The sequence below is a fragment of the Streptomyces sp. NPDC048507 genome, assembly GCF_043199995.1.
In the GTDB taxonomy this organism is placed as follows: Bacteria; Actinomycetota; Actinomycetes; order Streptomycetales; family Streptomycetaceae; genus Streptomyces.
Genome location: NZ_JBICWZ010000014.1, coordinates 117,952 through 139,244 on the forward strand (window position 1 = coordinate 117,952; position 21,293 = coordinate 139,244).

At 73.1% G+C, this 21,293-nt stretch carries 20 protein-coding genes; 7 read left to right on the plus strand and 13 right to left on the minus strand.

Annotation, left to right across the window (positions count from 1 at the left end):
• Positions 1-124: 124 nt before the first annotated feature.
• Positions 125-2,440 (minus strand): molybdopterin-dependent oxidoreductase, encoded by a 2,316-nt coding sequence (locus ACGFXC_RS30105; protein WP_393718022.1) that lies wholly within the window; start codon positions 2,438-2,440, stop codon positions 125-127.
• Positions 2,441-2,952: 512 nt separating this feature from the next.
• Between ACGFXC_RS30105 and ACGFXC_RS30110 the strand changes: the two genes are divergently transcribed.
• A complete protein-coding gene (locus tag ACGFXC_RS30110; protein ID WP_393718023.1) occupies positions 2,953-3,369 on the plus strand; it encodes a hypothetical protein in 417 nt (138 codons plus the stop codon).
• Positions 3,370-3,743: 374 nt separating this feature from the next.
• Here the strand turns inward: ACGFXC_RS30110 and ACGFXC_RS30115 are convergent, their stop codons facing one another.
• On the minus strand, positions 3,744-4,709 hold the full coding sequence (locus tag ACGFXC_RS30115; protein ID WP_393718024.1) for an NAD(P)-dependent alcohol dehydrogenase: 966 nt from the start codon (positions 4,707-4,709) through the stop codon (positions 3,744-3,746).
• A 157-nt stretch (positions 4,710-4,866) separates the two neighbouring features.
• Here ACGFXC_RS30115 and ACGFXC_RS30120 point away from each other — a divergent pair, with 157 nt between their 5' ends.
• On the plus strand, positions 4,867-5,520 hold the full coding sequence (locus ACGFXC_RS30120) for a TetR/AcrR family transcriptional regulator C-terminal domain-containing protein (protein ID WP_393718025.1): 654 nt from the start codon (positions 4,867-4,869) through the stop codon (positions 5,518-5,520).
• Positions 5,521-5,625: 105 nt separating this feature from the next.
• On the plus strand, positions 5,626-6,267 hold the full coding sequence (locus ACGFXC_RS30125; RefSeq protein WP_393718026.1) for a carbonic anhydrase: 642 nt from the start codon (positions 5,626-5,628) through the stop codon (positions 6,265-6,267).
• Positions 6,268-6,286: 19 nt separating this feature from the next.
• On the opposite strand, the gene ACGFXC_RS30130 is transcribed toward ACGFXC_RS30125, so the two are convergent.
• Positions 6,287-7,264, minus strand: a complete 978-nt coding sequence (locus tag ACGFXC_RS30130; protein WP_393718027.1) for an L-threonylcarbamoyladenylate synthase — start codon at positions 7,262-7,264, stop codon at positions 6,287-6,289.
• Positions 7,265-7,682: 418 nt separating this feature from the next.
• Here ACGFXC_RS30130 and ACGFXC_RS30135 point away from each other — a divergent pair, with 418 nt between their 5' ends.
• Both ACGFXC_RS30135 and ACGFXC_RS30140 read left to right on the plus strand, forming a co-directional pair.
• Positions 7,683-8,987: a class I SAM-dependent methyltransferase gene (locus ACGFXC_RS30135; protein ID WP_393718028.1), complete on the plus strand. Its 1,305-nt coding sequence runs from the start codon at positions 7,683-7,685 to the stop codon at positions 8,985-8,987.
• A 43-nt stretch (positions 8,988-9,030) separates the two neighbouring features.
• Positions 9,031-9,765 (plus strand): alpha/beta fold hydrolase, encoded by a 735-nt coding sequence (locus tag ACGFXC_RS30140; protein ID WP_393718029.1) that lies wholly within the window; start codon positions 9,031-9,033, stop codon positions 9,763-9,765.
• On the opposite strand, the gene ACGFXC_RS30145 is transcribed toward ACGFXC_RS30140, so the two are convergent.
• The 4 genes from ACGFXC_RS30145 to ACGFXC_RS30160 form a co-directional block, all read right to left on the minus strand.
• Positions 9,762-10,394 carry a PH domain-containing protein gene (locus ACGFXC_RS30145; protein ID WP_393718030.1) on the minus strand — a complete coding sequence of 211 codons (633 nt, stop codon included), beginning with the start codon at positions 10,392-10,394 and terminating at the stop codon, positions 9,762-9,764. The genes ACGFXC_RS30140 and ACGFXC_RS30145 overlap by 4 nt on opposite strands.
• Positions 10,395-10,832: 438 nt before the next feature.
• Entirely contained in the window at positions 10,833-11,657 is an 825-nt protein-coding gene (locus ACGFXC_RS30150) for an SDR family oxidoreductase (RefSeq protein ID WP_393718031.1), read from the minus strand.
• A 275-nt stretch (positions 11,658-11,932) separates the two neighbouring features.
• Positions 11,933-12,358 (minus strand): hypothetical protein, encoded by a 426-nt coding sequence (locus ACGFXC_RS30155; RefSeq protein WP_393718032.1) that lies wholly within the window; start codon positions 12,356-12,358, stop codon positions 11,933-11,935.
• Between the two features lie 214 nt (positions 12,359-12,572).
• Positions 12,573-13,253, minus strand: coding sequence for an NAD(P)H oxidoreductase (locus tag ACGFXC_RS30160; protein WP_393718033.1), 681 nt, complete (start codon positions 13,251-13,253; stop codon positions 12,573-12,575).
• Between the two features lie 110 nt (positions 13,254-13,363).
• On the opposite strand from ACGFXC_RS30160, the gene ACGFXC_RS30165 reads away from it, so the two are divergent.
• Positions 13,364-14,293, plus strand: a complete 930-nt coding sequence (locus ACGFXC_RS30165; RefSeq protein WP_393718034.1) for an AraC family transcriptional regulator — start codon at positions 13,364-13,366, stop codon at positions 14,291-14,293.
• A gap of 111 nt (positions 14,294-14,404) precedes the next feature.
• Positions 14,405-15,097 carry a hypothetical protein gene (locus ACGFXC_RS30170; protein WP_393718035.1) on the plus strand — a complete coding sequence of 231 codons (693 nt, stop codon included), beginning with the start codon at positions 14,405-14,407 and terminating at the stop codon, positions 15,095-15,097.
• Between the two features lie 1,071 nt (positions 15,098-16,168).
• Here ACGFXC_RS30170 and ACGFXC_RS30175 read toward each other — a convergent pair.
• From ACGFXC_RS30175 to ACGFXC_RS30200, 6 genes are all read right to left on the minus strand, one after another.
• Positions 16,169-16,537, minus strand: coding sequence for a nuclear transport factor 2 family protein (locus ACGFXC_RS30175; protein WP_393718036.1), 369 nt, complete (start codon positions 16,535-16,537; stop codon positions 16,169-16,171).
• A gap of 220 nt (positions 16,538-16,757) precedes the next feature.
• The gene (locus ACGFXC_RS30180) at positions 16,758-17,426 is read right to left on the minus strand and encodes a DUF4097 family beta strand repeat-containing protein (protein ID WP_393718037.1); all 669 of its coding nucleotides are present in this window, start codon (positions 17,424-17,426) and stop codon (positions 16,758-16,760) included.
• A gap of 1,327 nt (positions 17,427-18,753) precedes the next feature.
• Positions 18,754-19,194, minus strand: a complete 441-nt coding sequence (locus ACGFXC_RS30185; RefSeq protein ID WP_393718038.1) for a DoxX family protein — start codon at positions 19,192-19,194, stop codon at positions 18,754-18,756.
• 14 nt (positions 19,195-19,208) lie between these two features.
• Positions 19,209-19,589, minus strand: a complete 381-nt coding sequence (locus tag ACGFXC_RS30190; RefSeq protein ID WP_393718039.1) for a cupredoxin domain-containing protein — start codon at positions 19,587-19,589, stop codon at positions 19,209-19,211.
• Between the two features lie 125 nt (positions 19,590-19,714).
• Positions 19,715-20,503, minus strand: a complete 789-nt coding sequence (locus ACGFXC_RS30195; protein ID WP_393718040.1) for a ferritin-like domain-containing protein — start codon at positions 20,501-20,503, stop codon at positions 19,715-19,717.
• Positions 20,500-21,207: a ferritin-like domain-containing protein gene (locus ACGFXC_RS30200; RefSeq protein ID WP_393718041.1), complete on the minus strand. Its 708-nt coding sequence runs from the start codon at positions 21,205-21,207 to the stop codon at positions 20,500-20,502. Before ACGFXC_RS30200 ends, ACGFXC_RS30195 begins: the two co-directional genes overlap by 4 nt.
• Positions 21,208-21,293 lie beyond the last annotated feature (86 nt).

Consider the following 21,293-nt stretch of genomic DNA (forward strand, 5'->3'; position numbering starts at 1 on the left):
CCGTATTCATGCCGTCACCCGGCTTCAAGCGGGTGCGGGGCGCCGCCCGGCAGCAGCGAAGGCCGCCGGGGCGGCCCGCCGCCGCGGCCCGCCCGTTTCCCGCGGCGGGCCGTCGGCGCTCGCATCAGTGTTCGAGGTGTGGCGGTGTGAAGGCCAGGACGCCGGGCACGGCTTCTTCGTAGGGTTCGACGTCGACGAGGGCGCTGTGGGCGCTGGGACCCTGGGACAGGCGGGAGCACGGCCGGTCGGCGGTGAGGACGTTCGGGTTGCCGTGCCGGTCCAAGGTGCCGCTCAGACCCGCCTGGACGGGGTCCCACCACGCGCCCGTGGACAGCTGGACGACGCCCGGCATGACCGCGTCCGACAGGACGGCCCCGGCCAGACAGCCGCCGCGGTCGTTGTGGACGCGCACGATCATGCCGTCCTCGATCCCGCGCGCGCCCGCGTCCGAGGGGTTCATCGTCACCGGCTCACGGCCACCGATCTTCGAATCCAGGCTGTGGCCGCCGTTGTCGTACTGGCTGTGCAGGCGCGAGGCCGGCTGATTGGAGATGAGGTGCAGCGGGAACCGGTCCGACAGGCCGGCGCGCAGCCACTCCACCGGCTCGTACCAGCGGGGATGCCCGGCGCAGTCGTCGTAGCCGAACGCGTCGATCTCCTCGGAGAAGATCTCGATGCGGCCCGACGGCGTGGTCAGGGGAAAGCGCTGCGGATCGGAACGCAGCGCCTCGAAGCTCCCCGCGACCGGACCCGTGACCGCCGGCAGCTCGACGCCCGGGCCCTGCCAGAACTCCGCGAACCCCGGCAGGCGGTGGCCGTCGTCGCCGAGCCCGGACCTGGTCTCCTCGTAGAGGTGGCGGAGCCATTCGAGTTCGGAACGGCCTTGCGCGAACTCCTCGCCGTAGCCGAGCCGGCCGGCCAGGGCCGTGAAGATGTCGTGGTCGGTACGTCCTTCGCCCTGCGGCTCGCGGACCTTCGGCATCGCCACCAGGTGGGGGTCGCAGAATCCGGCGGCGAAGTCGTTGCGTTCCAGGCTGGTGGCGGCCGGAAGGACGATGTCGGCGAACTTCGCGGTGGTGTTCCACCAGGCCTCGTGGACCACGACGGTGTCGGGCGTCTGCCAGGCCCGGGCCAGCCGGTGCAGGTCCTGGTGGTGGTGGAAGGGGTTCCCGCCGCACCAGTAGACCAGGCGCAGCTCGGGCAGGGTCAGGCGCCGGCCGTCGTAATCGATGCTCCGGCCCGGGTGGAGCAGGGTGTCGGCGATCCTGGCGACCGGGATGAAGTCCGGCACCCGGTTGGGGACCGGGGGGATCGACGCCACCGGCGGGCGCCCCCTGGCCACCCCGGTCGCGTCCATCGTCGCGTAACCGGCCCCCCAGCCGCGGCCGGGCCGGCCCATCGATCCCGACATGGCGGCCAGGACCACCGACATCCAGATCGGCTGCTCGCCGTGGTCGGCCCGCTGTATCGCGTAGTTGACCATGACCAGGGAGCGCTGCGCGGTCAGCCGACGGGCCAGATCGGTGAGCGTCCCACGGCTGATGCCGGTGATCCCGGCCGCCCAGTCGGCGTCCTTGGGAACGCCGTCGACGTCGCCGGTCAGGTAGGCGGCGAAGCGGTCGAAGCCGACGCAGCACCGGCGCAGGAAGTCCGCGTCGTGCCAGCCGTTGACCAGCATCGTGTGCGCGATGCCGAGCATCGCCGCGGTATCGGTGTTGGGGACCACAGCCAGCCACTGGGCGTCGAGGAACCCGGCGGTGTCGCTGCGGATGGGGCTCACGTTGACGAACCGCACCCCCGCCCGCCGGCACCGGCGCTGCAGCTCCCGCGTCTGGTGCCGGGCCAGACCGCCGGGATTGATCTGGCTGTTCTTCAACGCCAGACCGCCGAAGGCCACCACCAGCTCGCAGTGTTCGGCGATCTCTTCCCACATCGGCATCCGCGACTGATAGCTCCACGGATGCCCGCCGATCACATGCGGGAGGATCACCTCCAGCGCCGCCGTGCTGTACGTGTTGCGGGAATCGCTGTATCCGCCACCCAACGCCAGGAACCGGTGTAGCTGGTTCTGCGCGTTGTGGAACGCTCCCGCACTCGCCCACCCGTACGAACCGCCGAACACCGCGGCGTCCCCGTGCCGCGCCCGTACCCGCCGCAGCTCATCGCTCACCAGGCCGATCGCCTCGTCCCAGCCGACCTGCACGAACGCATCCGCGCCCCGGGCAGAGTCCCCGGTACGCGGCCGGCCCTCCAGCCAGCCCTTGCGCACCGCCGGGCGCAGCACGCGGGCACTGTCGGCGGCCGCCCGGACCATGCCCGGCCCGATCGGTGACGGCGCCGGATCGTCCTCCCGCGGCTCGATCCGCACCAGCCGCCCGGAATCGACCACCGCGTTGAAGCTGCCCCAGTGCGTCGCGACCGGCATCCGTCGTTCCGCCACGTCCACCCCTCCATCCCTGCGAAGCCCCCGGCCCGGAAAGGCTGTTGATCACGCGAGGGGGGATCCCCGCCCGTCGACGGCGCGCAGGACGAACCTCCCCCCACGCACCCGGGCCCAACCCGCCGGCCGGCCGTGTCCCGGTCCGGACGCCGGTGCACGTCCCGGACGCATCCCGGCGCGAGGTCCTCGTGGGCCGGGTCTCACCCGTTCGGCGGAGCGCCGTGTCGGGGTGCCCGATGCCGCCGGGCCGTGCGGCGCTCGCCCGCGCCGGCTTCCGGCTGCCAGAGCGCGGCCCCCGCGGAAACGAGCCGTTCTCCGGCACCGGTCCCGCCGCGCCGGCGGCGCGGCGAGGCCGTCAGGCCCGGCGCCGCAAGGGCGTGGCGGTCGTGGATTGCGGGGTCCTTCGGGCTGTGTCAGCGTGGTGAGCCGGAAGCTCGGGGACGTCAGGGGCGGGGACGACCCGAGGAATCCCGAACGAGGGGAAACCCATGAGGCACGTTCCGAGTACTGCCGTGAGCGCGGCCGCAGCGCTGCTCCTGTCCGTCGGCGCAGCCGCTCCCGCCTTCGCGGCCGATCCCAGCCCCGACCCCAGTGCCGCGGCTGCACAGTTGTGCACCGACCTGAACAAGCTCCGCTCCGACGCGACGGCGCTGTCCGGACTGAATCCGGCCTCCGCGACGAAGGACCAGGTCAAGAAGGCGTACAACGACGTCAAGGACGGCTGGGACGCGGTCGGGAAGTCCAAGGCCACATGGAACGCGGCCCAGAAGGAAGCCGTGAAGTCCGCGGCGGACGGGCTGAAGAAGTCCTGGGACGACCTGCCGGACAACACCACCGGCACGGAGGCCGCCGCCAAGCTGAAGCCGCAGGCGCAGATGCTGGACACCGCGGTGAAGTCCGCCCGGACCGGCCTGAAGTGCCCGGGCTGACGAGCGCGCTCGTACGACACACGCGGCGGTCGGCCCGACCGTAGGCCCCGCCGACCGAGGGCCGCCTCCCCGAGCCGGGGAGGCGGCCCTCGGCGCTGCGCGCGCCGGATCTCCGGCACCGGTGCCCCGGGATGCCCGGGAACGGCCTGCGGCATTCCCGTCACCCCCGAGCCCCGCAGGACACCGCGCGTCCTGCAGGAGGAGCATGCCGAGGGCGCCGGCGCCGCGAAGCCGCCCCCCATCCTCGATGACGAGGAAGCCACCGCCACCCCGCTGACGGCCGCCGAGACCGCGAGCCGGAAACCGGAAGCGGCGCCGGATCCCGCCGCCCCCACCGCCCCGCAGGGACTGCGCCGCGCACCGTCGGTCGTCGATCACACGCGGATGGCGATCTTCCCCCGGGCCCCGCCGCCGGCCAGCAGCGCCAGCGCGTCCGGGACCTGGTCCAGCGGGAACACCGACCCCACGCTCGGAGTCACCTTGCCCGCATCGACGAGGGCGGCCAGTTCGTCCAGGTCGGCCCTCCGCTGGCGGCTTCCGAGCATCGTCAGCCGCTGCCGCGTGAAGGGGGACAGCGCGAGCGCCCGGAACTGGCGGCCCATGCCCACCCAGTCCCCGCAGTCCTCCCCGCCGGCGATGACCAGGGTGCCGCGCGGCTTCAGCACCCGCCGCAGCCGTGCGACCGGAAGGCCGCCCGCGAGGTCCACCACCAGGTCGTAGCGCCGCCCGCCCGCGGTGACGTCCTCGCGCGTGTAGTCGCGTACGTGATCCGCGCCCAGCGACCGCACCAGGTCCGTCTTCGCCGGCCCGCACACCCCGGTGACCTCGGCCCCGTACGCCTTCGCCAGCTGCACGGCGTACGTGCCGACGCCGCCCGACGCGCCGGTGACGAGGACGTGCTGCCCGGCCCGGACCCGGCCCGCGTCGCGCAGCGCCTGGAGCGCGGTCAGTCCCGACACCGCCAGCACGGCGGCCTCCTCGAACGCCACCCGCTGCGGTTTGGGCGCGATCCGGTCGGCGCGGGCCACCGCGTACTCGGCGAAGGAGCCGCGCGCCGTGCCGAACACCTCCTCGCCGACGGCGAAGCCGGACACCCCGGCGCCGAGCGCGGCCACGGTGCCCGCCACGTCCAAGCCGGTCGCGGGATTCCGGGGCCGCCGCAGGCCCAGGGCCGCCCGCACGGCGTACGGGTAGCCCGCCATCAGGTGCCAGGTGCCCCGGTCGACGCCCGCGGCCCGGACCCGCAGCAGCACGTGCCCGGCACCGGGCACCGGTCTCGCCACCCGCTCGGGGCGCAGTACCCCGGGACCGCCGTAGCCGCGCTGGAGTACTGCCCTCATCGTCGTCTCGCCGTCCGTCGCCATCCCGCCGCCCTTTCTCACGATCCGTTACCGTACTAAGTACGACTTACTTAGTACGGTACGGTGGGCGCCACAGTCAACCCGGTGAGCCCGGTGGATCCGGTCGAGCCGGTCGGCGGACGAGACGGAGGCGCAGATGTCGCAGCAGGTCCCCCTCAGCCGGGCCCGGGTCCTCGAGGAGGCGGTCGCCCTCGCCGACGAGGAGGGGGTCTCCGGGCTGACGATCAGGGCCCTGGCGCAGCGCCTCGGCGTGAAGCCGATGTCCCTCTACCACCACGTCCCGAACAAGGAGGCGATCCTCGACGGGATCGTCGACGCGGTCTTCGCCCAGATCGAGCTGCCCGCCGAAGATCCCGACTGGCGCCGCGCCCTCAGCCGGCGCGCGCACAGTGCCCGCGAGGTCCTGGGCCGGCATCCCTGGGCCACCGTGGTGATGGAATCGCGGGCCCATCCCGGCCCGGCCACCCTGCACCACCACGACGCGGTCCTCGGCGTGCTGCGCCGCGCCGGCTTCCCGTACGCCCTCGCGGCGCACGCCTACGCCCTCCTGGACAGCTACGTCTACGGCTTCGCCCTGACGGAGGCGGCGCTGCCGTTCGCGCCGCAGGACGTGGAGAGCGCGGTGGGCGACTTCCTCGCGGCCTTCCCGGTCGACGCGTACCCGAACCTGGCCGCGCTCGCCGAGCACCACGTGCTCCAGCCCGGGTACGCGTACGGAGCCGAGTTCGGCTACGGCCTGGACCTCATCCTGGACGGCCTCGCCACCCGCCTGGCCACGGCCACCTCCTGAACTCCCCGCCCCGCGCCCGGGCAGGACGGCCGGCTGGGGACCCCGGGCCTCGCGGAGCCGGGGCCGGGCGGTGCGACGGCCGGCGCCTCCTCGTAGGCTGCGGCCATGACCGAGATCCAGACACCGACGCCCCGCGACGCCTTCGAGCTCCTCATGGCCGGTAACCAGCGCTTCGTCTCGGGCGCCACCGAGCACTCGAACCAGGACGCCGCCCGCCGCACCGAGACCGCGCCCTCCCAACAGCCCTTCGCCGTGTTGTTCGGCTGCTCCGACTCCAGGCTGGCCGCCGAGATAATCTTCGACCGCGGCCTGGGCGACCTGTTCGTGGTGCGCACCGCCGGGCACGTGGCCGGAACGGAGGTCCTGGGCTCCATCGAGTTCGGGGCGAGCGTCCTCAACGCGCCGCTGGTCGTCGTCCTGGGCCACGATTCGTGTGGCGCGGTCGCCGCGGCCTGCTCCGCTCTGGAGAACGGGCAGACGCCGGGCGGCTTCGTCCGTGACGTCGTCGAGCGGGTGACCCCCAGCGTGCTGGCGGCCCGTGCCGCCGGACGCGAGACCGCCGAGGAGATCCTCGCCGAGCACATCGAGCACACCGTGGACCTGCTGCTGGAACGCTCCCGGGTGCTGGCCGAGCGGGTGGCCGACGGCCGCCTCGCGGTGGTGGGGATGTCCTACCGGCTGGCCGATGGCAGCGCGCAGCTCGTCGCCTCCCGCGGCCTGGCTTCGGCGGTCCCCACGGCGTCCTGAACGCCGCGACCGCGCGGGCTCACGCGGAGGAGCGGGGTCCGGCAGCCCGGCGGAGCCGGTTGGCGATCGCGAGTCCCAGCCCCTCCTCGGCCGGCAGGGACGCGACGATGAGGTCGCACCCCCGCCGGTCGAACTCGCGCAGGAACCCGTACAGCCCCCGCGCGTAGGCGGCCGGCGCACCGGGGACCGGGAGGACGGCGTGGGCCTTCACCGAAGCGCCCGCCGAGGAGGGCGGAAGAAGAACGCCCACCCGATGCCCCAGCTCCTGCGCGAGCTCGGCCTCGGCCGCCACCTCCCCCGGCTCCACGAGGACGACCCGGGCGTTCGGTGCGTAGTGGGACGGATGCTGCCCGGGCACCCGGACGCGTCCCGTCGACGGCACCGCCACGGGGCTTCCCAGCACCGCTTCGAGGTCCTCGCGCGTCACTCCGCCGGGCCGCAGGACGGCCGGGGTCCCGCCCGTGACGTCGACGATGGTCGACTCGACGCCGACCTCGCAGGGGCCTCCGTCCAGGACGAAGTCGACCCCGTCACCGAGTTCCGCCCGGACGTGGTCCGCGGTGGTGGGGCTGACCGAGCCGAAGCGGTTGGCCGACGGTGCCGTGACGCCGCCGCCGAAGGCGGACAGCAGGGCGAGGGCCACGGGATGGCCGGGCACGCGGATCGCCACCGTTTCCAGCCCGCCGGTGGCCTCCAGGGGCACGCGGGGGCCGCGCCGCAGGACCAGGGTCAAGGGCCCCGGCCAGAAGTGTTCCGCCAGCGTGCGCGCCGCCGCGGGAACGGACTCGACCCAGTCGCCCAGGTCCGCCGCCCCCGCGATGTGGACGATCAGCGGGTGGGTGGGCGGGCGCCCCTTGACCCGGAAGGTCCGCGCGATGGCGGCGGGGTCCCCGGCATCGGCGCCCAGACCGTACACGGTCTCGGTCGGAAGGCCCACCAGGCCCCCGGCGCGCAGCACGGCGGCCGCCTTCTCGATCTCAGCGATGGTTGCCGTCACCCTCGTGGTCCTCTCACCGTTGTCCCCTCACGCCCGTGCTCGCCCCGCCGTGGCGACGGGAGCACGCCTTGTGACCCTCATCATGCCGACCCGGGACGGTCCGTTTCACATGAGCGGGCGAACCGGGCGGCCCCCCCGGAGCCCCGCCGGCCCGAGCGAGCCCGAGACCGGTCGGTGGCGCCCCGCAACGGGATCGTGCCAATCCGCCCGGCCGCCCGCTACGAAGTACGGGTGATGCCGCCGCGCCGAGCGGCGTCGCGGGAGCGGTGACGGCGGGGAGCCGGCAGGGCGGCGGCGGGGTGGTACCGGGGGTGGCCCTCCGGCTCCCGGCGGCCTCCCCGCGGGTGCCCCGCGAGACGGCTCCCGTGCCCGGCACTTCGACCGTCCGACAGGTTCTCCTCGTGGAAGGGACCCTCAGATGAGGCCCGCAGCCGACCGTCTGGCCGATTTCCTCGGCCATTTCCTCGACGGACCGCTACCGGTCCGGCTACGTGCCTGGGACGGCAGCGAGGCCGGCCCCGCGGACGCGCCCCTGGTCGCGCTGCGCGGGCCCGAGGCGCTGCGCCGCCTGCTGTGGCAGCCCGGCGAACTGGGGCTCGCCGAGGCGTACGTCGCCGGAGACCTCGACGTCGAAGGCGACCTCGCCCAGGCCCTCGGCCGGGCCGGCCGGACGGCCCGCGACCAGGGAATCCGGCGTCCGGGGGCAGCGGGACTGGCCTCCGCCGCCGTGCTCGCCGCGGGACTGGGGCTGGCGGGCCCGCCCCCTCAGCACCCCCACGGGCGCGCCCGTCTGACCGGCCGGCTGCACAGCGCTTCGCGGGACCGCGCCGCGATCAGCCACCACTACGACCTCTCCAACGAGTTCTACGCCCTGCTGCTCGATCCGACGATGGCGTACTCCTGCGCCTACTGGACCCGCCCGGCGGACGCCTCGTACGGCCTGGCCGACGCCCAGGCGGACAAGCTGGAGCTGATCTGCGGCAAGCTCGGGCTGCGCGCCGGCGACCGGCTCCTGGACGTCGGCTGCGGCTGGGGCTCCCTCGCGGTCCACGCCGCCCGCGAACACGGCGCACGGGTCACCGCGGTCACCCTGTCCGCGGCACAGCGGGACTTCGTCACCGCCCGGGCCGTCCGCGAGGGGGTGGCCGAGCTGGTGGCCGTCCAGCTGCGGCACTGGCGCCACATTGACGGCGGGGGCTACGACGCCGCCGCGGCGATCGAGATGGGAGAGCACGTCGGCGACGCCGAGTACCCGGAGTTCGCCGCGTTGCTGCACGCGGCGCTGCGCCCCGAGGGACGGCTCCTCGTCCAGCAGATGTCCCGCGGCGCCAACGCCCCCGGCGGGGGCCGCTTCATCGAGACGTACATCGCCCCCGACATGCACATGCGCCCCTTGGGCCGGACCGCGGACCTCCTGGAGGCCGCCGGCCTGGAGGTCCGCTCCGTCGAATCCCTCCGCGAGCACTACACCAGGACCATCGACGCCTGGCGCGCCAACATCGAGGACCGGTGGGGCGACATCGAGGACCTCGTCGGTGAGACCACCGGGCGCGTCTGGCGGCTCTACCTGGCCGGGGCCTCACTGGCCTTCGCCGAACGCCGCATGGGCGTCGACCAGTTCCTCGCGGTCCGCCCCACCCGTGAAGGAGCCTCCGGAATGTCCGCCGGCCCGTCCGCTCCGTCCATCCCGGCCGCCCGGTACGCGGGGGAGGCCCGGCCGTGACGGGCGGGCACCACGGCGTCCGGCGCGCGGTCGGCGGCGGCCGGTGACGCCCCTGCGGGACGGTGCGGCGGCCCCGGCCCTGGTCCCGGTCTTCCGCCACCGGCCACCCCGCGAGGCCACGGCAGCCGTACTCCTCCTCCACGGGGGCCGGGCGGACGCGATGGAGCGGCCACCCCGGCTGAACATGCCCGCACTGCGCATGCGGCCCTTCGCCGGCGCGCTGGTCCGGGAGACCTTCGACGACGACGTCCTCATCGCGCACGTCCGCTACCGGCACCGCGGCTGGAACGGAGCCCACGCCCACCCCGTGGCCGACGTCCAGCAGGCCCTGGAGGAGCTGCGCGCCCTGACCGGCCCGGTTCCCGTCGTCCTCCTCGGCCACTCCATGGGGGGCCGCGCCGCACTGCGCGCGGCGGCGGACCCCCTGGTCGAAGGGGTGGTGGCGCTCGCACCCTGGTGGCCGGACACGGAGCCCACCGGCCACCTGCGCGGCCGGGCCGTCATCGCTCTCCACGACGAGGCCGACCGCGTCACCAGCGCGGCGGACACCTGGGCCTGCCTCACCCGCGCGCGGGAATCGGGAGCCCTGGCCGCGGGGGTCCGGATGCCCCGCGGCGGCCATTCGATGATCCGGGGCGCCCGCCGGTGGCACCGCGTCACCGCCGAGGCCGTCGGTGCGATCCTCGGGCACGGCCTGGCCCTCTCCGAGACCGGGCCCACCGACGCGTCCCGCTCCGGCTCGGGCGTGCCGTGGCAGAGCTCCTGGCCCCGGTACTAGAAGACGGCCGTGCCGACGATGGGCGCCATGATGACGATCATGATGACGAATATGATGATCGCCAATGACGCCTTTCCGGTGAGGGCGCGCACGCGCTTCCCGTACCGCGCCTCGTGTCGGGCGATGTGTGCTTCCACCGACGGATCCGGCATCCAGCCGTCGGCGCGCCGGTCTGCCAGCATGCTGCGCAGGACCGCCATTTCTCCCGGGAATTCCGCTTCACCGAGTTCCTGGGCGTTCAGGTAGGGGAGCAGGACACGTCTGCCGTCGGCGCGGTAGGCATAGGCCTGGTCCGGCTGCATCCTGCCGAAACGACCCACGGTGGACGCCGGCATGGCGACCGTGCGGATGTCATAGACGTCGGCCCAGTCGAGCCGCTCGGTCCGAAGGAAGGCGCGGCGCGAAATTCCCTGCTCGTCGGCGCATGTGAAACCCCGCGGTGACGTCCACAGCACGAGCAAGAATCCGGCTGCGCAGACGACGGTGGTCGACAGCTGGAGGGCGTAGGGGAAGGATTCGGTCCAGACCTTGAGCAGAAACGCGCCCATCGGTATGCCCAGCGCCCAAGCAAGGGTGAATGCCCTGTTCGTCTTGGTGCGGTACCGGCGCGGCAGCGGTTCTGCATTCATCTGTCCCCCTGGTTTCAGGGCAGGATCTCGCCCCTCCTCACGGTAGCTTTCCTGCGCGCGAGGGCCTCGGCCGGGGTCGGCCCAATTGACCCCCTACTACTGCCGGTTGCGGGAGAGTCCGTCCGGATCCCCGGGCCCGGGGTGGTCGCGGAGGTGGCGCAGGAACACGAACTGCGGGTGAGGGCTCCTCCGGGTGGGAACCGACGAAGTCCTCCCGGACGACTCCACCCACCCGGCCGCCCGCGCAGCCGGAGCGGACGTGCTCCAGCCGGAGGAGGCCGGTCCGCCGGGCGTCCCCGCGACGGAACCCCGCCCCTGCCGCCCGCTCCAGGCGCTGCGCGAGCGCCCTTGTCCCGGCCTGGCAGCGCGGGCCGCTCCGGGCCAGGTGCCCCGCACGGCGACCGGGCGCGTACGGGGTCCTCCTCGGACTCGCCCCGCTCAGCCCTGTGCCAGGTCGGCCACGGGCTGCCACTTCTCCCACACCGCGAGCCGCTGCTCGTAGTCCGCCTTGGCGATGCCGAGCGGCGCCGAACCCAAGAAGCAGCGCAGGGGCGGCTCGTCGGCATCGACGATCTTCAGCACGGCCGCGGCGGACGCCGTCGGATCGCCCGGCGTACCGACGCGCTTGCGGCGCTGCTCCTGCACCTCCTGGTGCAGGTCGGCGTACGCGGCCAGCGGCTCGGACGTGCGGGACGAGGAACCCGCCCAGTCGGTGGCGAACCCGCCGGGCTCGATCAGCGTGACCTTGATGCCGAACGGCGCCACCTCCTGGGCCAGCGCCTGGCTCATGCCTTCGAGCGCCCACTTCGACGCGTGGTAGATCCCGACCAGCGGGAAGGCGCTGATGCCCCCGATGGAGGAGACCTGGAGGATGTGGCCGCTGCCCTGCTCCCGCAGGAACGGCAGCGCCGCCTGCGTGACCCACAGGGCGCCGAACAGGTTGGTCTCCAGTTGCGCGCGCGCCTCGGCCTCGGTGAGTTCCTCGATCAAGCCGAAGTGGCCGTAACCGGCGTTGTTGACGACCACGTCGAGGCGCCCGAACCGCTCGTGCGCCTGCCGAACGGCGGCGAAGTCCGCCTCACGGTCCGTCACGTCGAGCCGCAGGGGCAGCAGTCGCTCCCCGTACTTGTCGCGCAGATCGGCCAGCGTGGAGAGGTCGCGCGCGGTCGCGGCCACCGAGTCGCCGCGTTCGAGGGCGGCGATGGCCCACTCCCTGCCGAAGCCGCGTGAGGCACCGGTGATGAACCAGGTCTTCTGCGTCATGGTGTGCTCCTTGAGGAAACTCGTCGTCCGTATGGTCAGCACGTCGCGGTGTTTCCCCACCAGCCAACACCATCGAGTGGACTCGAAGGCAACTCCGGCACCGGGGCGAATCCGTCGGCCCCGATCGGCGGCGCCGAACTCGCGGACGCCCAGCAGGGGGAGGGGCGGGCCGCCCCACCCGGCCCGTGGGGGAATGCAGGTGCAAGGCCTGCCCAGCGCTCGACCAGGGCCCCGGCCTCCTCACGGAGGCCGGGGCCCTTTGCCGTTGCACCGCCTCACAGGACGGTGATCACCCCGCTCGCCGGGGCGGGGCGGGTCGCCGGCGGGCCGCCGGCGTCGTAGAGCACCTTCCCGGTGGCGGAGTTCACCGTCGCCGAGAACAGCCGCTCGCGACCGCCCACCGCCGCTCGGACGAAGTACCGTCCCCCGGAGTCGCGCTCCAGCGCGATGAACCTGATGTCGGCCCCGCCGGACACCTCGATCACATCGTCCGCGCCGAAGGTGCCTTCGGAGTCGAAGCCGTCGTCGGAGCCGTCGCCGGGCGCGGGGGACGGCACGTCCACCGCGTACACGGCCACGGCCCGGCCGGACGGATCGACGACCTCGAGCCTCGCGGGGATCGAGGTCCCGCCCAGTGCCACGAGCACGGGCTCCTCGTCGCGGTAGTACAGAGCCAGCGTCGCCACGCTCATGTCGGACACAGCCCCACCCCTCGATAGATGAATGAGATGAATTCCCACCGGACTCTGCCCCCGGCCTGCGCGTTCAACCGCCCCACGAGGATTCCAGGCGGCTCAGACCGGGCGGTCGGACGTGACGCCACGTCCCGGTCCCGGGCCTGCGGCGGCGCGATCCCCGCGCTCCGGGTCGCGGCCGCCGCCGTGGACGGGCGGGCCTGCCGCCGAGGGCGGAACCTCAGGCCGCGACGAGTTCGTCCGCGAGGAACTCCTCCACGAACTTTCGTGCCCGGCGGTCGAAGTCGGCGTACTGGGCCTCCCGTTCGGCTCCGGCGACCGCTTCGCCGACCAGCAGATTGCCCTCGGCGTCGACGCGCTGCGGTCGCTCCTCCGCGTCCAGGAGCAGGCCCACGGTGGAGCGGGAGAAGCCGCAGTAGTAGGCGATGCCGTCGCTCAGGCTGGCTTCGAGGACGGACCGCATCGATTCCGCGATGGGGTCGTCGGCGGTGGCGCCGCCCAGGGCCAGCCACAGCATGCGCTTGCCCGCCAGGCGGGGCTTGCTGCGGCCGTAGGCGAACCCGTAGTTCCACACGCGGTCGATCCACCCCTTGAGGATGGCGGGCACGCTCTGCCAGTACACCGGGAAGACGGCGATGACGACATCGGCGTCGAGGATCCGCCGCATGTGGGTGTGGGTCTCGTCCGAGTACGGCTTCTCCCGGTTGCCCCAGTCCGGCTGGTCCTCCACGTTCATCCGCGGGTCGAACCCCTCGGCGTGCAGGTCGAGCAGGTCGACGCGGTAGCCGGCGGCTTCGAGCTGGGCGGTGGTGCGGCGGGCGGTGTGGGCGGTGAGGGAATCGCTGCGGTGGTGCGCGACGACCACGAGGGCGGTCCTGAGGTCCTTGCTGTGCTGCGGCACGGTGTCTCCCGAGGGCTTGATCTGTGCAGTGACTCCAGTACAGCCAGGGCGGCGTAGATGATCCATAGGCGAAGCCCTCCCGAACATAGGAGATCGTCTACGATTGCGCGATGGATCCCCTGAGTTCCCTTCTGAGCGGCATCCGGGCCGAGGGCTCGGTCGTCAGCCACGCCGTCCTGACGGCGCCCTGGAGCATCACCTTCACCGACGACGCTCCACTCACCATGGTCAGCGTCCTGCACGGCGGGGGCACGCTCCTGCTGCCCGACGGCACCGAGCGCGCGATCGGTGCCGGCGACACGGCCGTCGTCCGGGGCCCCGCACCGTTCCGCCTGGCGGACGAGCCCGCCACCGTCCGTCGCCCCCACACCGCGTACGAGATCAACTGCTTCAGCACGGACGCCGCGTGCACCGGGCAGGAACTCGAAGGCATCCACTGGGGCACCGGCCCCGACGCGGCGACCACGCTCATCGTGGGCGCCTACCGCGCCTCGGGCCACCGCCACGAACGGCTCCTGCGCGCCCTGCCGCCCGTCCTGGTCGTCACGGAGGACGCCGAGGTCTGCGCCTGGCTGGAGAACGCCGCAGCCGACGCCGCCCGGCTCACCGCAGGTTCGCAGGCGCTGATGGACCGGCTCCTGGACTGGGCTCTGGTCTGCACGCTGCGCACCTGGTTCGACCGGGCGGGCGCGGACGCGCCCGGCTGGTACCGCGGCCTCGCCGACCCGGTCCTCGCCCCCGCCCTCCACGCCTTCCACGGGAGGCCCGCCGCAAGCTGGACGGTCGCGTCGCTGGCCGCTCAAGCCGGCGTCTCCCGCGCCCTGTTCGCCCGGCGCTTCTCCGAGCTGATGGGCCGTCCGCCGCTCACCTACCTCACGGAATGCCGCATGGACGACGCCGAGGCGCTCCTGGCCGACACCGACCTCAGCATCGCCCAGATCGCCAGGACCGTCGGCTACGCCGACGCCTTCGGCTTCAGCACCGCCTTCAAACGCCACAAGGGCCTCAGCCCCAGCAGGTTCCGCACCGCGGCGGCCTGAGCCCCGGCCCCGCGCGGGGCGGCTGACAGGCCGGGCGAGACGGGCACGGCGCCCGGCACTGAGGGAAGCCAACGTGCCTGCGTTGTCGGTGGCGTCGTGGACCCTGTCGGAATGACTCATGGAACGCAGAACAATCACCCCGCGGGACCGGAGACCGGGATCGCCTGGCTCTCGGTGCCCCGCTGGATTCCCGTAGGCGGATACAACGTGGTGATGGCCCGGGGGGTGACCCCGGACGAGCTGGTCGAGCGGCTCGCGGCGACGGCCGCCTGGGGGGTGCCCGCCGTTGTCCGACGGGTGTCCGGCGAACACACTGCCGAGGAGGTCGCGAACCCCGACCTCTTCGACGCCGATTCAGACGTGCACCTGCGGTACGGCGCACACGCCGGCCTGTCGTTCGCGGTCATGTACGGCGACTGGTGGGGCGAGTTCGGCGAGCTGGGGCCGGTCTCCGCGGGCGGCGCGGAGGTCTTCCAGGTGGTGTTCGAGGAGGACAACGGCAAACCCGTGCCGCCGTTCTTCGAGTACCACCGGGACGGGCACCTCGCCTGCTCGTTCAATCTCCATCTGGATGGGTCATGGGGATACGACGGTGTCGACGGGGATCCGGCGGTGGCGGCGGAAGTGACAGCGGCCATGGCCGGGGCAGGGCTCCCCGTGGCCGGCCGGGAAGACCACACGGAGCAGGACGACGAACAGCTGCGGCGCACACTGCTGGGCATCCTGGGCCGCCTCTTCGATCTCTCGCTGCCCCGCGAGCAGATCCTTCGCGGCGCCCTCGCCACAGCCACCCTGACGACCTGACGCCACCCACCGGAGGGACCGGAGCGTCGTGGCGGTCGGTCCGGCGGTGGGGTGATGCGGGGGGCGAGTCCGTCGAGCAGGGTGATTCGGGGGAGAGGGCGGCTCCCGCCCTCGCCTTGGCGCACGCGGGGAACGCTCCGCCGTCCACCAGCCCCGCCAGCCGTGTCTCCTGGATCCGCATCCACTCCTGTCTCCGGTTCGAGGTCGACGGCGTGGCCGAAGAGGGTGACGGCGGCCTGCATGCGGGTGTCGTCGTCCAGGCCGAGTCCGTCCAGGGCGGCGAGGGCCCAGTCGATGTGGCGGATGCCGTTGGGGATCAGCGGGGGCCGGTTGAGGTTCATGGCTCCCGCCAGCCAGGGGTGGTCCTGGTAGAGCCGCCATTGCAGGGCCGCCGAGAGCTCAAGCCGTTCGCGCCAGTGCGGCGGCGGCCGCTCGGGCAGGGCCTGTTCCCCGAACACGGCGTCGGCCATCAGCACCACCAGCTGTTCCCTGTCGCTGACGTGCCGGTAGAGGGACATCGCCGAGACCCCCAGCTCCGCCCCGAGCCGTGCTCCGGCCGCGGCTCGTACCCCGGCAGTCTCCATCGGGTCGTCGCGCAGCACCGTGATCCGTTCCCGGGCCGGCGGTCGGTCAGGCGCCGGGGCGACGCCCAGGAGCCGCGTCCGCGCCGCACAGTCCCAGAGCACTTCGGTGTACGCGTCGTCCAGTCCGGCCGGGTCGATCGCGGCGAGTACCCGGAGGGCTACGCCGCCCAGGTCCTCCCACCACGGGAGCTGCCGGGTACCGGCGATCGACTCCAGCGCGCGGACCCGGTGCACCCCCTCCCGGATGCATGCCCGCAATCCTCCCCGGGCCTCGTCCGAACCGGCGGGGGCGAGCCGTTCCAGCACGGAGGCAGCCCGCTCCCACTGCTCCTCGTCGCCCGCCGGCTGCTCGACGACGGGGCGGGTGACAGCCTCGGATTCATCGGCGCCCGGTGTGTCCGCGCGTACGGTACGGGGTGCTGCGGCGGGGCCGGGACGCTGTGCGCGTCCCGGCCCCGGTGTCACGTACGCATCCTCACCGGGTGGATCAGGCGGCGGGCGTCTTGTCGAGGAAGCCGTAGACGCCCGTGATCCGGCCGGCGCCGTCGGTGACGAGGACGTCGAATCCGATGGCGATGGGCTCGGTGCCCGGGGCGGTCACCAGGGCCCACTGGAAGCGGGCGATGTGGTGGTGGGTGTCGACCGTCCCGTGGAGCTCGAAGGTGAGGCCCTGGAACTGCTCGCGGGCGCCGGTGAGAAGGGCCGCGATGCCCTCGTGGCCCTCGACCGAGGCGAAGGGGTCGGTGTAGGGGGCCCCGGGGGCGAACAGGCCGGTTATGCCGGCGGCGCGGCGGTCGGCGTCGGCCTCGTTCCAGAGGGCGAGGTACTGGGTGACGGTGTTGGTCAGGTCGCTCATGAGTCGGCTCCTTGTATCAGTGAGGGAGGAAGATGCCGCGCGGAGCGGCACAGAATCAGGATTCGTCGTACGGCGCCCGGCGGTGGGCCGCGGCCGCGGCCGGCCGCGGGAGTCGCCGTATCACCGCGGGACGTGCCCGGACGGTGCCCCGCGATTGCCGGGCCGGTCATGTCGGTGCTGCTCCCCGAAGGGCCGTAAAGGCTTGGCGGTGTGCGGACGTTCACAGGCTGCGGGCGGTGATGTCGCCGTAGGAGGTGCTGGCGCGGATGGTCAAGCCGGGGGCGCCGTCGGTGTTCTTCAGGGTGTTGCGGATCCGGCCGTAGGAGGTCCCCGCGTCCATGGAGGCCGAGACTCCGGCGGCGGCGCCGATCGACAGGTCACCGGCCTCGGTACGCAGCGTCACCGTACCGGCGACGGCCTCGGCAACGGTGATGTCGCCCTTCTGCGTACTGATCTGCGCCGGGCCGCCCAGGCGGCCGACCGCGATGTCGCCGGCGAGCAGGGTGAGGTGGGCGGCGGCGCTCTCGTCGACCTCGACCGTGCCCTGGGCGCCCTCGAAGGTGAGGTCTCCGAGGCGACCCACGCCCCGGAACCCGCCGGCGGCCAGCTTCGCCTCGACACGGGACCCGGCCGGCAGGTGGACGGTCACCTTGACGGAGCCGGAGCGCCCCACCAGGTTGCCCTTCGGCGAGGGTGCGGCGATGCGCAGCACGCCGTCGGCGTACCCGACCGTGGTGCGCCCGGCCGCCTCCACATCCCGGTTCCTGGAGGCATCGGCGGGCAGGACTTCGACCGTCGTGCCGGAGCCGCCGGTGGCCATGAGCCGGATGTGCCCGGCAGGAATGTCGATGACCGCGGAGAGGGGCGCGGGGGTGACGAACGTGTGCATGACGTGCTCCTTGATCGCTGTTTCCGATGAAGCAAACGCTACGTTGCATTCACAGGTCCAGCAACCTTGTTGTTGCGTATTTGACGTCAACTCCCAGTTCAAAGCCATTATTTCGTTGCAATGCCGTGCAGCACAACGCAACGCCTTCCCGCTCTTGCGTTGCATTGAGATGGAAGTGAACGCTCACGCCCCCGACGGCCGGGCCCGCGCATACGGTGGCCGAGGGCGTAATCCGCTTCCGGCCAGGGCGCCTTCGTGGAAGGTGGCGTTGGAGGGACGGCAGACGGCGACCGCGTCCTTGCCGTCGCCGTTCCAGTCGCCGGTGAGCGGGGTCCAGCCGGGGTTGCCGAAGCGGACTGATACGGCGGCGGCTCCGTTGCCGTCGGGGAGGTGGAAGCCGCCGTTGAAGTCGCCGGTCAGGGGCTCCAGCCCGGGGTGGCGAACATCGCGGCTCCCTTCGTCGCGGCCGAGGCGTTCCGCTCGTCCGGCGAGCCGGATCCGTATCTCCTCGTCGTCGTCCCGTGCGAGCGTCCCGACGAGCGCTGCGGGCAGGCCCCGGCCAGCTCGCCGCGACCCGGTGCAGTACCGGCTCCTCGGACGCCGCGCAGGCGGCGAACCACTCGGGGGACGGCACGGTGGCCGGGTCGGGGTCCGGCCCCAGGTCGGGCCGGGCGGCGACCATCCCGCGAACCTCCGCCCCGGGATGCCGGGCGAGCCGGGCAACGGCTTCGGCCGGAGCGTGGGGGTTCCGGGCAAGGGCGTACACCGTGTCGTCCGCGGAGCACTGCTCGACGAGCGCGGGCGACAGTTGCGTGGGCTGAGGGACTGCAGCTCAGCCTCCACCCGTTCCGGGTCCAGCACGCCACAGCGGACGCGTGCTGCGCGCCTTGACCTGCGTGCCGACCGGGGCCATGGTCGCCCGACGACGATGTCCACCTGCCCGTCCGTGCAGGTGATCTGCCGGAACGGTGGTGCCGCGCGCCAGTGCGTCGAGTGGCACCACCGTTCCGGTGGACGTACGGGAGGTCGTCTCCGGCACTGGAGTGTCCGGCAGATACCGGCGGCTCACCTCGGCCGGCCCGTATGCGTGGATCGCCCCGTGGCCGGCGTCCCGCTCCAGCAGCCGCGCGAAGGCCGTAGGCCCGTCGGACCGCGGGAAGCACAGCCGGTCCACGGAACCGACGCCACTCACCAGCGCCGCTGACCGGCATTTCCGAAAGCACGGCACGCACGGCCGCAGGCCGACCCTGCCCGGCGGCACGGGCAGGAGCGCGCGGTCCGTCCGTGAGGCCGTGTGGCCGCCGGCCGGGAGGGAGCTGTGGGCGGGTTACAGGCCCGGGCCGCGCGGGTCGGCTGCCTTCGGCACGTGCAGCGCGGCTCGTGCCCGGCGTCCGGCGCCGGCCAGCGAGAGGCCGGTGGGGGTGATCACCGCGAGGGCGAGGAAGGTCCAGCAGTACAGGGCTGCGGCTTCGCCGTCGTTGTGCAGTGGCAGGAGTCCGTGGGGCTGGTGCTCGGTGAAGTAGGCGTAGGCCATGGTGCCGGAGCACAGCAGGGAGGCGGGGCGTGTCAGCAGGCCGGCGGCGACGAGGGTCCCTCCGCCGAGCTCGATGACTCCGGCCCACCAGTAGGGCCACTGTCCCGTCGGGGCGGGACCGTCACCGATCACGCCGAAGAGCTTGGCGAGGCCGTGGCAGGCGAAGAGGAAGCCGGTGACGATGCGGAACATGCCCAGCAGGCGCGTGTCGCCGGCCGGGAGGCGGTGCGGCATGACGGCTCCGGCGGTCAGCGGACGACGAGGGTGGCGGACATGAACTGGTGGATGTTGCAGAGGTAGGTGTAGGTGCCGCGGTTTCGGGGCGCGGTGAGGGTCGTGGTGTCGCCGGCCCTGATGGTTCCGGTTCCGAACGCCGCAGGGCCCGTGCCCGTGCCCGTGACGGTGTGCGGGGCGTCATCGGTGTTGACGACGGTCACGAGGGCTCCGGGTGCGACGGTGAGGTGATCGGGGCGGAAACCGAAGTCCTTGATCGTGATCAGGGGTGCGGGTGCGGGCGCGGGTGCGGTCGTGGTGAGCGGTGTTGCCGACGTGGCGCCGGCGGCGGGGGCCAGACCCAGGGCGGCGAGCAGGAACGCCACCCATACGGCGCGGATCGACGCTGCGCGCACGGGCGGGGGAACGGGAGGACGGGGCACGGCACATCAGTCCTTCGCAGGGGAGAAGCGGCGGTTGCTGCTCCGGGCCGGGCCACGACGTCGGGGGTGAACGGTCGCGGCCCGGCCCGCAGCGGGGTTCAGACGGTCAGCAGGGCGGGTCCGGCGGCCCGGTCGGTCTGCAGGAAGGCGTCCGGGACGGGGTACTCACCCAGGACGAAGTGGAGGATCGCGGCGTGCATCGCTTCGACGGGTGCGATGCTCGCCGCGGTCCGGATCCCCGCCGGGCTGCTGACGTTGCCCGCGGCGAACAGGTAGGTCTGGGCGGCCTGGTCCTCCAGGGCCAGCGCGAGACGGGCCACGGCACCTACGTCCTTGGCCCGCCCGAGGGCTTTGAGGGTGGCCGGCTGGTTCGACAGCGGCACCCCGGTGATGGCGGGCCGACCGGCACCGGTCAGTACGGCGTTCCACGCCTTGGCGTGCGCGGAGTGCTGGCCCATGGCCGTCTCGGCGAAGGTGGCGACGGCCGCCGGCACCTTGCCCAGCTTGCCCGCGCCGGCCGCCTTGAGCGCTGCCCCGTAGGCGCCGACGGCCTGGTTCTCCAGGGCTGCCGCCAGGGCCACCACCTTCAAGTCCCCCGTATAGGGGCTCGGCGCGCCCGCCGCGGACGGTGTCCGCGGCGCGGCCGCGAAGGACCTGCCGCCCCCGGATCCGGCGAAGGAGAACGCCGCCGCAGCCGCGGCGACACCCGCACCCGCCAGGAATCGCCGCCGGCCCGCATCGGAGGCCCGGATCTCCTCGGCCAGCTGCGAGGCGGCGGCCCGCATCACGGGCATCGTCTGCTGATGGGCTTCCTCCATGCCCCGGGTCAGACCCGCCAGCTCGCGCTCGCCGATCGCGAGCTCCCAGCTCTTGTCGGATGCGCTCACTTGACGGCTCCTTCGGAGATCGGGGAAGCGTTCTTGACGGGGTAGAAACCCTCGGGGAAGCCGACCGAACCGGCCGCCGCGGGCAGCGCGGCCGCGTCCGTCGGAATCGCGATCAACTGCGGCTTGCCGGCCCCCAGCAACGCCTGCACCGCCAGCAGCACCGCCCGGTGCTGCGCCTCCACCGGAGCGATCGACGCGAACAGCGACCGCAGCCGCACATCACGCACACCCCCGGTGTTCTTCGTGTAGGTCTGTGCGGCGACGTCCTCGAGAGTGATCGCCAGCGCCACCACGTCCGCAGGACCCTTGATACGGGGCAGCGCCTGCTTCACGACGGCCGCGTACTTCGCGTTGGGCGCGGTCTGCGCCTTGCCGCCGGACTGCGTCGCCGCCGCGTTGAACGCGCGTGCGTGCGCCGCGTGCTGGCTGATCGTGGTGGCGATGAACGCCGCCACGGTCTTGTTGCCGTTCTTGATGAACGGCAGGCCGGCCGCCTGGCGGTAGACGCCCACGGCCAGGTTCTCCAGCGAGGCAGCGGTCTGCAGCGCCATGATGTCCTCGCGCGCCACCCGCCCCTCCGCCGGGCCCAGAGCGGCACCGGTCATCCGCATGGCGCTGCTGTGGAGATCCTGCGACTGCTCGGTCAACTGCCCCAGCAGCCCGGTGTCGATACGGCTTGTGCCCATCACTCCCCATTCCTTCATCAGGTCTGGCGTGCCCGCACGGTCACGGGTACCACCGAGCGGGGTTCGCGCCGGAGAACCCGGCGGATAGCCCAAGTCACTCGAAT

Coding starts and splice junctions, on each gene's coding strand:
- ACGFXC_RS30135 (WP_393718028.1), top strand. CDS start 7,683: ATGAGGCCCGCAGCCGACCGTCTGGCCGATTTCCTCGGCCATTTCCTC.
- ACGFXC_RS30170 (WP_393718035.1), top strand. CDS start 14,405: ATGACTCATGGAACGCAGAACAATCACCCCGCGGGACCGGAGACCGGG.
- ACGFXC_RS30145 (WP_393718030.1), bottom strand. CDS start 10,394: ATGAATGCAGAACCGCTGCCGCGCCGGTACCGCACCAAGACGAACAGG.
- ACGFXC_RS30200 (WP_393718041.1), bottom strand. CDS start 21,207: ATGAAGGAATGGGGAGTGATGGGCACAAGCCGTATCGACACCGGGCTG.
- ACGFXC_RS30125 (WP_393718026.1), top strand. CDS start 5,626: ATGACCGAGATCCAGACACCGACGCCCCGCGACGCCTTCGAGCTCCTC.
- ACGFXC_RS30150 (WP_393718031.1), bottom strand. CDS start 11,657: ATGACGCAGAAGACCTGGTTCATCACCGGTGCCTCACGCGGCTTCGGC.
- ACGFXC_RS30165 (WP_393718034.1), top strand. CDS start 13,364: ATGGATCCCCTGAGTTCCCTTCTGAGCGGCATCCGGGCCGAGGGCTCG.
- ACGFXC_RS30175 (WP_393718036.1), bottom strand. CDS start 16,537: ATGAGCGACCTGACCAACACCGTCACCCAGTACCTCGCCCTCTGGAAC.
- ACGFXC_RS30120 (WP_393718025.1), top strand. CDS start 4,867: ATGTCGCAGCAGGTCCCCCTCAGCCGGGCCCGGGTCCTCGAGGAGGCG.
- ACGFXC_RS30115 (WP_393718024.1), bottom strand. CDS start 4,709: ATGAGGGCAGTACTCCAGCGCGGCTACGGCGGTCCCGGGGTACTGCGC.
- ACGFXC_RS30185 (WP_393718038.1), bottom strand. CDS start 19,194: ATGCCGCACCGCCTCCCGGCCGGCGACACGCGCCTGCTGGGCATGTTC.
- ACGFXC_RS30180 (WP_393718037.1), bottom strand. CDS start 17,426: ATGCACACGTTCGTCACCCCCGCGCCCCTCTCCGCGGTCATCGACATT.